Below are 6,147 nucleotides of genomic sequence, written 5' to 3' on the forward strand. Positions count from 1 at the left end.
GCATACACGACACCCCTTACGGTTGACGCTGTATCGGAGCAAAACGAAGACAGTCCGGGTCCGTGCCGTTTCGATCCGGTGGCGTTCCCCTGACTAATACTGGAGGGTCCGGGCCATGGGACTGATGCGCCGCAGTGGCGTTGCGCTCTGGAGGCAGGTTCAACTCAGCCTGGAGAGCCAGTTGTCGGACGGAACGCTTCAGCCCGGCGACCAGTTGCCCACCGAGGCCCAGCTCTCCGCCCGCTACGGCGTCAACCGGCACACCGTCCGCCGGGCCCTGGCGGGGCTGGAGGAACGGAGCCTGATCCGGGTCGAGCAGGGCCGGGGCACCTTCGTCCAGGAACCCGTGCTGTCGTACCGGATCAGCGAACGAACCCGCTTCAGCGCCAACCTGAGGGATCAGAAGCGGGTGCCGGACCGGCAGGTGCTGGAGGTCACCATGGACCGGGCCGAGGGCACGGCGGCCGCGAGCCTGGGCCTGTCCCGGGGCGATGCGCTGGTGGTCGTTCGCTGCGTGAGCGACAGCGACGGCCACCGCATCACCTACAGCGAGCACATGTTCCCCGCCCAGCGCTTCCCCGGTATCGGCGAGGCCGTCCGCGACGAGGGGTCGGTCTCCGCCGCCCTGTGCCGGTTCGGGGTCACGGACTACCGGCGCAAATGGTCCCGCCTGACCGCGCGCATGCCGACGGGCCGCGAGGCCGAGGTCCTGGAACAGCCGCGCTCGCGGCCGGTTCTGGTGTCCGAAAGCCTGAACGTGGACCTGGACGGGCACCCGATCGAGTTCGGGATCACCCGCTTCAACAGCGACTGGGTGCAGGTCGTGGTGGAGCCGTGCGCGCCGGAGTTGCCCACGACCTAGACCGCCGCCTCCCCCGGCTCTCTTGCGGAGCGGGCCGGGCGCCGCCACCTTCCTTGAGGCCCCGCGCCTGCCGCATCCCGACGATCACCTCCGGGCGATCCAGTGTGCCGCATCGCGCGTAACAGGTCCCGGCGACACAATCGGACCCCGTTGCAAGGAAGGAGCCCGTCCATGACCCTCGATCGACCGAGCGGCGCGCCGCGCATGACCCGAGACTACCGAGACGCGGCCGGTGTCGCGGCCGAGGCCGCCACCGGCGCCGGGCCGCAGCGTCCGACCCGGGACGAGGCCGAGCGGGCCATCCGCACCCTGCTGCGCTGGGCCGGCGACGATCCCGACCGCGAAGGTCTCGTGGACACGCCCAAGCGCGTCGCCGCCGCCTACGAGGAGTTCTTCGCCGGCTACGCCGAGGACCCGGAGGATCTGCTGCGCCGCACCTTCGAGGAGGTGGAGGGCTACGACGAGATGGTGCTGCTTCGCGATATCCGCCTGGAGTCGCACTGCGAACACCACATGGTCCCGATCATCGGCAAGGCGCACGTGGCCTATCTGCCGGCCAACCGGGTCGTGGGCATCTCCAAGCTGGCCCGCGTGGTCGATGCCTTCGCCCGCCGGTTGCAGATCCAGGAGAAGATGACGGCGCAGATCGCCAACGCCATCAACGAAGTCCTGGAACCCAAGGGCGTGGCCGTGGTGATCGAGGCCGCGCACCAGTGCATGACCACCCGGGGCGTCCACAAGCCGGGCGTGACGATGGTCACCAGCCGCATGCTGGGGGCCTTCCGGACGTGCTCCGACACGCGCCGCGAGTTCCTGTCCATGATCGGTTCGGATCGCGGGTAGGCGGCCCGTCACGCGGGTCCTGTCACGGCGGCCGGGCCGGGTGGCCCCTGTTCAATCGGGGTGCCGTTCGTTAAACTTCCGGTCCCGTTCGGAGACACGATCCGCATGACCAAATCCGTCTTCTCAGCCGACCTGCAGGTGTACGGCGACGTCACCAGCAAAGGGGATCTCGACGTGCATGGCCACGTCGAGGGCTCCGTTTCGGTCAAGTCGCTGACCGTGGCCCGCAGCGCCACCATCGAGGGCTCGATTCGCGCCGCCTCGGCCGAGATCGCGGGCCGCGTGGACGGGGTGATCGAGTCGGACCGGGTGGCCATCGAGTCCACGGGCACGATTGTCGGCACCGTCAGTTACAAGACCCTGTCGATGAAGATCGGCGGCGGCCTGGACGCGCAATGCGTGCCCACGCCGGAAGGGTCGCGCACCGGGGCGGGCGCGGGCCGGACCAGCGGATCGGGTGAGGGGTCCGAGCCCCGGGCGGTCGGGCCGGCGCGCACGGCGGCCCCGCGCGGGCGGGGCCAAGAGGCCGGCGCCTCTTCGGGCCGGCGTCCGGCGCAGGCGCTGATCTGATCCGCCCCGGTGCAGCGCGACAGCGGGTGGGCTACAGCCGCCCCGTCACCAGCCGGACGGTCGGCCCGGCCCGCACCCGCTCCATCACCCGCGCCCGGTCGCGCACGAAGATCACGTTGGCCGCGCCGGCCGGTGGCGGTCCCAGCGCGCGCGTCCGTGGATCATACCCGTGGGGCGTGAACCCAAGCCCCGCCATCAGCTCGCCCAGGGTCTCGTTGGACTGCCCGTAGTGGGCGTTCAGGCCGTTGGCCTCCAGGATCACGGCGCACAGGGCCGGGCTCTCCAGCACCCGCCGGGCGCCCTGGAGGACCTGCCCTTCGAACCCTTCCACGTCGATCTTCAACACGGTGGGCGCACGGTCGCCCACCACCGCATCCAGGGTGGAGACGGGAACCTCGGTGGTCTCGCCCCGCTCGTCCGGGCGGGCGACGTGGTTCATGGCGTCGGCCCCGCAGGTGAAGCGCAGCAAGCCCGGCCGGTCCGCAACCCCGATGTTGTGCACCTCCACGCGGTCCGGATCGGCGTTCAGGCGCGCGTTGCGGGTCAGCGCCCGGAAGGTGCTCGCGATCGGCTCGATGGCGATGACGCGGGCCCCGGCCACACCGGCGGCGAGCACCGTATAGCTGCCGATGTTCGCGCCCACGTCCACGAACAGGTCGTCCGCGCGCAGCAGGTGGAGCACGAACCCCATCTCCGCCGGTTCCATCAGGCCGAAATAATAGTTGCCGGTCGCCGCCGTCATGCCGGGCCGGGCCAGCAGCAGGGTGTCGTTGACGAAGGGAAGGGCCACCGGGCCCGGCGCCAGACGCGAGACGACCTGCCAGCGCAGCACCCGCAGCAGGGCGGCGACGCGCGCCCCCCGGTTCAGGGGATGGCGCAGGGTGGCGCGCAACAGGCGCAGCAGGGTTTTCATCGGGCCGGTCCGCTCCTGTCCGGCAGGCCCGCGCCGGCCGGGTGGGGCCGGGGCGCCAGATGGCCTGTAAGCCGGGTTCTGTCCCCGCCGGCCGGTCCGGAAGACCGGCCCGCGATGGATGGCCATTCATCTGGGACGCCCGTCGCCGGACGCCTCGCGCGACTTACCCGGGCGGCGGCGCGGAAACCCGCCTGGCCCCCACCCCAGGACTTGCGGTCCATGAGGCTGGGCCGGCCGCCCCTACTCCGTCTTGCTCCCGGTGGGGTTTACCATGCCCCCCCTGTCTCCAGGGGGGCGGTGCGCTCTTGCCGCACCCTTTCACCCTTGCCCGCCGGCGCGGCGCGCGGACGGGCGGTTTGCTTTCTGTGGCACTTTCCCTAGGGTCGCCCCCGCCGGACGTTATCCGGCACCGTGTTCCCGTGGAGCCCGGACTTTCCTCCCCGGCCCCGAGGGGCCAGGGCGGCCATCCAGCCATCTGACGCCCGGCCAGGATACCCCGCCCGTCCCTGGGGTCAACCGGCTGGATCGCGCATCACAGGTCCATCGGATGAAAGGCCGTGTGATCGCAACGCCGCCACGTGGCAGCCCATGCGGCGGGTTGTGCCTTCGGCGCGAACCCGCCCTACGCGGTCTCGCAGGTCGCCAAACGTGCCTTTACCCGATTGCCCTGTCGCCCATCAGTCGGGCCACGACGGCATCCACGTTTCCCCCCTCGTAGAGGTGGGAGGCGATGCCGGCGGCCTTCCCCGCCTCCACGTCCCGGACCCGATCGCCCAGCATGAAAGAGCGCGCCCGGTCCACGGGATAGTCCGCCATGGCCTGCAGCAGCATCCCGGGGGCGGGCTTGCGGCAGGCGCAGTCCACCCGGTACGGCCCCACCCCCGCCGTGGCGTGGTGCGGGCAGTAGTAGAAGGCGTCGATGCGCGCCCCCTGCCGGGCCAGATCGGCCGCCATCCAGTCGTGCAGCGCGCGGACCGTGTCTTCGCCGTACAGGCCGCGCGCGACCCCGGATTGGTTGGTCACCACGATCACCCACCAGCCGGCCGCGTTCAGGCGGCGCAGGGCCGGAACGGCGCCCTCGATCCACGTGATCTGATCGGGACGCGCGGCATAATCGACATCCACGTTGAGGGTGCCGTCGCGGTCGAGGAAGGCGGCCGGGCGGGGCGTTTGCGCCCTCAGGGGTGGCGTGTCGGGCGCGTCGGGCGGGATCGGCGTGGGGGACATGGGCGGGGCCATCCTGTGGCGGCGGGCGGGAGGAGGACTCAGACAGCGGGGCCGTCACGGTCGGGCGGCGCGGCCATCGTGACCCGGTCGCGGCCCTCGGCCTTGCTTCGGTACAGCGCCGCGTCGGCCCGACTCAGCACGGCGTCGAAGGGCTCGGCCGCGTCCGTGACCTCGGCCACGCCCAGACTGGCCGTCAGGCCGATATGCCGACCGTCGCCCACGGCGATCTGCACCGTCGCCGTGCCGGCGCGCAACCGCTCCGCGACCAGCCGCGCCTCGTCCAGCCCGGTGCCCGGCAGCAGCGCGGCGAACTCCTCGCCGCCCAGGCGGCCGAAGACGTCGTTTTCCCGCAGGGTCTCGTTGCACAGCACCGTGAAGACGCGCAGCGCCTCGTCCCCGACCGCATGGCCATAGGTGTCGTTGATGGCCTTGAAGTGGTCCAGGTCGATCATCAGCACGCTGACCCGATAGTCCGGCTGGCGGCCCATCCGGGCGCGTTCCTGCTGGGCCTGCTCCATGAAATGGCGGCGGTTGAAGGCGCCGGTCAGCGGATCGGAGACGGAAAGCTTGTGCAACTGGGCCTTCTGTTCCTCGGCGAGTTGCAGGGCGACGTCCAGTTCCTCGGCCAGGGCGACGACCTCCTGGGACTGCTGCTCGGTCAGGCTGCGGGCCAGCTCCAGGTCGTTCTCGTAGGCCACGCGGTCGGTGACGTCCATCAGCGTCACCTGCGCGGCCGGTTCCCCGCGCCAGCGGATGGGGCGCGCCAGTTCCTCCACCCAGACCGATTCACCGCGCCGGTTCACGCAATGGACCCGCCCCGTCCAGGTGTGAACCCGGCCCGAGGTAATCATGCCGTGGACCATCGACACGTCGTCCTGGTCGTCCTCCGCCACCAGATCCAGGAAGCTCGGCAGGGCCATCGCCTCGGGGACGTCGGTGAAGCCGAACATGCGGGCGAAGGCCGGGTTCACGAACAGCGGCTTGAAGTCGGCATGGATCAGCAGGCCCTGCAGCGAGCCCTCGACCAGATCGCGATAGAGCGTCTGCGAGTGCTGGGCGGCGAGGCGCCGGGTTTCCGCCTCGACCGACAGCCGGGTGGAGCGCCAGACCACCCACGTCAGCAGCAGGGTGCCGGCGATCAGAACCGGGACCACCATGAACAGCAGCGCATGGATCAGATCGGACGCCTGCCGCAGTGACCGGAACAGCGTGGCCTGATGGCGGGCATCGGCGGCCGCCCAGGATTCGTTCAGCAGGGACAGCGCCATGTCCGCATTGATGTCGTCCAGCGGGATGACGAACTCGCGATCCTTCGTCGGCACGCCCCGCCCCGCCATGTGGCGGGCCACCGCCAGCTTGTCGGCGAAGTCCGTCAGGGTGGCGTTGAGGGCGCGGAGCGCGAACTGCTCGCCCTCGGTCAGGGACAGCGCCGCATAATCGTCCAGCCGCCGCTGCAACCGGGCCAGCCGGTCGGCCAGGTCCTCGGCGAGCGCCTCGTCCTGGGTGCGCACGTAGGTGGCCAGCCCGTCCAGCAGCCCGGGAATGCCGCGGTCGCCCCGGATCGTGGTCAGGATGGCGATCTTGCCCTGGGTGTCGGATTCGTATGTTCTCCAGTCCCGCAGCGTCTGCTGGATGGTCCCATCCACGTAGGAGGTGATTGAGCAACCTGAGGGATGGAAATTCGGTCTGAGGCGCTTCAGTCATCCCGGTTTTCCATGTTGATGTAGACGCG

The 6,147-nt window shown here is 70.7% G+C and carries 6 protein-coding genes and 1 other RNA gene; 3 read left to right on the forward strand and 4 right to left on the reverse strand.

Annotation, left to right across the window (positions count from 1 at the left end; translation table 11 throughout):
- The first annotated feature begins 115 nt into the window (after positions 1-115).
- The 3 genes from phnF (at position 116) to GHC57_RS14660 (ending at position 2,275) form a co-directional block, all read left to right on the forward strand.
- Entirely contained in the window at positions 116-862 is a 747-nt protein-coding gene (gene phnF / locus GHC57_RS14650; protein WP_153345566.1) for a phosphonate metabolism transcriptional regulator PhnF, read from the forward strand.
- Between the two features lie 171 nt (positions 863-1,033).
- Positions 1,034-1,705: a GTP cyclohydrolase I FolE gene (gene folE / locus GHC57_RS14655; protein ID WP_153345568.1), complete on the forward strand. Its 672-nt coding sequence runs from the start codon at positions 1,034-1,036 to the stop codon at positions 1,703-1,705.
- 105 nt (positions 1,706-1,810) lie between these two features.
- Positions 1,811-2,275 carry a bactofilin family protein gene (locus GHC57_RS14660; protein ID WP_153345570.1) on the forward strand — a complete coding sequence of 155 codons (465 nt, stop codon included), beginning with the start codon at positions 1,811-1,813 and terminating at the stop codon, positions 2,273-2,275.
- Between the two features lie 31 nt (positions 2,276-2,306).
- Here GHC57_RS14660 and GHC57_RS14665 read toward each other — a convergent pair whose 3' ends face one another.
- From GHC57_RS14665 to GHC57_RS14680, 4 genes are all read right to left on the reverse strand, one after another.
- Positions 2,307-3,188, reverse strand: coding sequence for an FkbM family methyltransferase (locus GHC57_RS14665; RefSeq protein ID WP_153345571.1), 882 nt, complete (start codon positions 3,186-3,188; stop codon positions 2,307-2,309).
- Between the two features lie 51 nt (positions 3,189-3,239).
- Positions 3,240-3,667, reverse strand: an RNA gene (gene rnpB, locus GHC57_RS14670) — RNase P RNA component class A.
- 175 nt (positions 3,668-3,842) lie between these two features.
- Positions 3,843-4,415, reverse strand: a complete 573-nt coding sequence (locus tag GHC57_RS14675; protein ID WP_153345573.1) for a D-glycero-alpha-D-manno-heptose-1,7-bisphosphate 7-phosphatase — start codon at positions 4,413-4,415, stop codon at positions 3,843-3,845.
- Between the two features lie 38 nt (positions 4,416-4,453).
- On the reverse strand, positions 4,454-6,061 hold the full coding sequence (locus GHC57_RS14680; protein ID WP_153345575.1) for a diguanylate cyclase: 1,608 nt from the start codon (positions 6,059-6,061) through the stop codon (positions 4,454-4,456).
- Between the last annotated feature and the right edge of the window lie 86 nt (positions 6,062-6,147).

This window comes from Roseospira navarrensis (assembly GCF_009601025.1).
GTDB lineage: Bacteria > Pseudomonadota > Alphaproteobacteria > Rhodospirillales > Rhodospirillaceae > Rhodospira > Rhodospira navarrensis.